2 protein-coding genes and 2 pseudogenes are annotated in these 2,809 nt (G+C 72.6%); 1 reads left to right on the plus strand and 3 read right to left on the minus strand.

Features of this window, described 5'->3' with window-relative positions; genetic code table 11:
• Positions 1-420: pseudogene (locus H5J26_RS30110) on the minus strand (hypothetical protein); the annotation flags it as partial.
• A 161-nt stretch (positions 421-581) separates the two neighbouring features.
• On the opposite strand from H5J26_RS30110, the gene H5J26_RS30115 reads away from it, so the two are divergent.
• The gene (locus H5J26_RS30115) at positions 582-971 is read left to right on the plus strand and encodes a PPOX class F420-dependent oxidoreductase (RefSeq protein ID WP_181769128.1); all 390 of its coding nucleotides are present in this window, start codon (positions 582-584) and stop codon (positions 969-971) included.
• Position 972: 1 nt separating this feature from the next.
• On the opposite strand, the gene H5J26_RS30120 is transcribed toward H5J26_RS30115, so the two are convergent.
• Positions 973-2,484: an AlkA N-terminal domain-containing protein gene (locus H5J26_RS30120; RefSeq protein WP_181769129.1), complete on the minus strand. Its 1,512-nt coding sequence runs from the start codon at positions 2,482-2,484 to the stop codon at positions 973-975.
• A 58-nt stretch (positions 2,485-2,542) separates the two neighbouring features.
• Positions 2,543-2,809 (minus strand): annotated as a pseudogene (locus H5J26_RS30125) (MFS transporter); the annotation flags it as partial.

A 2,809-nucleotide genomic window follows, 5' to 3' on the forward strand; every position in this document is an offset into this window, starting at 1 on the left:
CTGCGGCTGCGGACGGTGAGCAGCGGCTTCAGGCCGGGGCGCGAACTCGGGGTCCTCCTCCTTCAGTTCCCACTCCCAATCCGATTCCGGTTCGGGTTCGGGTTCCGTCTCGGACACGCGGTCCGGCTCGGGTACGCGTTCCGGCTCGCGCCCCTCACCTGCCTCTCCGTCAGCCGTCGCCTCCGGCTCCGCTTCGGGCTCCGGGAGCTCCGTACGGCCGGAGTCCTCTGCCGGCTCGGACCGCCCGGGCCCGGCCGGGGCCGTCGAAGGCCCCATCGTGCGTCTGACGGAGGCGTACCGGTCGTCGAGGGTGTCCCCCGCACGGCTGCGGCCCGTGTCCGGCGAGCCCGGGTCGTACAACTGGCTCCACCAGTCGTCCTGTTCGCCGTACGGACCGCGAGGCCTCCCCTGCTGACTCATGCACTTATTGTTGCCCGCTGTCGACGCCCGGAAAGACCGTCCGCACAACCCGAAGGCTTCCGCGGACAGCCGGTCCGCCGTCCGTACGAGGACAGGAGCCGCACTGCGCCATCGGGCCGTCGCCCGATGCGGAGGCGAGCGGTGCGTGTGAGCCTTTCGGAATGAGCCCTACGACACGGAAGCGGGCCCTCGACGAGGCCGAACGCGCGTATCTCGCCTCCCAGCGGCTGTGCCGGATGGCGACCGTGGACCCATCGGGTCAGCCGCAGGTCAATCCGGTCGGCTTCTTCCTCCAGGAGGACGGCACCATCCTCTCCGGCGGGCTCGCCCTCGCCGGGACCAAACGCTGGCGCAACCTGCAGGCGAACCCGAAACTGTCGCTCGTCGTCGACGACCTCGTGAGCGTGCAGCCGTGGGAGGTCCGCGGCGTGGAGATCCGGGGCGAGGCAGAGCTGCTGACCGGGCCGCACGACCTCGCCCCCGGCATGAGCGACGAGTTGATCCGTGTGCACCCGCACTGGGTGCACAGCTGGGGTCTGGCCGGGGACTGAGTCACCCGGGGGCGGCCGCGAGGTTCCACAGATGGTGCAGCGCGTACGAACGCCAGGGCCGCCACGACGCCGCGCGGCCCGCGTCTCCCCCGCTCAGCGCCAGCCCTTGCCGTACCCCCACGTCCCCGCTGAGGAAGACGTCCGGGTCGCCGAGTGCCCTCATTCGCATGTAGCCCGCGCTCCACGGACCGATGCCGGGCAGGGCCAGCAGCGCCTGCGACGCCTCGTCGCGGTTCGCTCCCGCGTCCAACTGGACGGTCCCGTCGGCCAGTGCCGCGGCGACGGTGCGGATGGTGGCCCGGCGCCGTTCCGGCATGCCGAGTTCGCCGAGCGGTGCCGTGGCGAGTGTGCCGGCGTCGGGGAAGAGATGGGTGAGCCCTCCGTCGGGGGCGGCCAGCGGCTTCCCGTATGACGCGACGAGCCTCCCGCCCAGCGTGCGCGCTGCGGCGACGGTGATCTGCTGGCCGAGCACGGCCCGTACGGCGAGCTCGTGCGGATCGGCGCTCCCCGGTGAGCGCAGTCCGGGCCATCGGGCGACGAGAGGGCCGAGCACCTCGTCCGCACCCAGCCTCTCGGCGACCGCGAACGGGTCGGCGTCCAGGTCGAAGAGCTGCCGCACGCGCTGCACCGCGGTGGTCAGATCGCGCAGGTCCGCGAGATGGAGCCGGCACTCGAGCCAGCCGCTGTCCGCCCCCGGCGCTCCGGTGCGCTCGTCGATCTCGGCGACGCCCGTGCCGTACGGAAGGCGCAGCGTGCGCCGGTACGTGCGGGCACCCACCTCACCGACCGTCTCCTCGACGCCGTCGATCGCGCGCCGCTGGAGGAAGTCGAACATCTGGCGGGCCGCGTACGGGCCCCGGTAGGCCAGGCGCAGCGGGACGCCTCCCGCGCCGACGGTGTCGCCGGAACGACCGGAGGGTGCGCCGCCTCGGACGGCACTCCTGCCGTGACCGCCGCGCGCCGCCGCGCCGCGCAGCTCGCTCGGGGTGCGCGCGTAGATCTCCCGCATCGTGTCGTTGAACTGACGGACGCTTGCGAAGCCCGCCGCGAACGCGATCTCCGTGACCGGCAGGGACGTCGTCTGCAACAGCACGCGTGCCGTGTGCCCACGCTGCGCACGTGCGAGCGCGACCGGTCCGGCGCCCAGTTCGGCGGTGAGCTGGCGCTGAACCTGGCGGGCGCTGTAGCCGAGCCGGTCGGCGAGGCCCGCGACGCCCTCGCGGTCGACGACGCCGTCACCGATCATCCGCATCGCACGCCCGACCAGGTCGGCCCGCACGTTCCATTCCGCGGACCCCGGAACGGCGTCGGGCCGGCAGCGTCGGCATGCCCGGAAACCGGCGCGCTGCGCCGCGGCCGCCGTGGGGTGGTAGCTCACGTTCTCCCGCTTGGGGGTGACGGCAGGGCAGCTCGGACGGCAGTAGATGCCGGTGGTCCGCACTCCGAGGAAGAACACGCCGTCGAAGCGCGCGTCCCGGCTGCGTACCGCCTCGTACCTGCTGTCATCTGTCATCACGCATCCAGTGTGCGCCTGCGGCACCCCCTCGACTCGCGGAAATCGGACACGACCGTCAGGCCCCCTCCACGGTCTTCGTCCGCCGCCCGTGCCGCATCAGTACGAGCGCGATCAGCATGTACGGGACGGCGGCAAGCACGAACAGCGTGCTGTGATCCCACCAGGCGGAGCCCAGTCCGTACGCGGCGCACAGCAGGACGGCGAACACCTCCGCGCCGAAGCCCGCCATGGAGCTGACGGTGGCGCGTGCGCGGTCCCCGACGCGGTCCTGGAGCAGCGCGTCGCAAGTGACCGTCGCCCACTGGAAGATGCCGAAGGCCAG

The sequence above is a fragment of the Streptomyces albidus (ex Kaewkla and Franco 2022) genome (assembly GCF_013870515.1).
Lineage (GTDB): Bacteria > Actinomycetota > Actinomycetes > Streptomycetales > Streptomycetaceae > Streptomyces > Streptomyces albidus.

Bases quoted from the DNA above. Each gene is read 5' to 3' on its own strand.
- H5J26_RS30115 (WP_181769128.1), top strand. From the start codon at position 582: ATGAGCCCTACGACACGGAAGCGGGCCCTCGACGAGGCCGAACGCGCG.
- H5J26_RS30120 (WP_181769129.1), bottom strand. From the start codon at position 2,484: ATGACAGATGACAGCAGGTACGAGGCGGTACGCAGCCGGGACGCGCGC.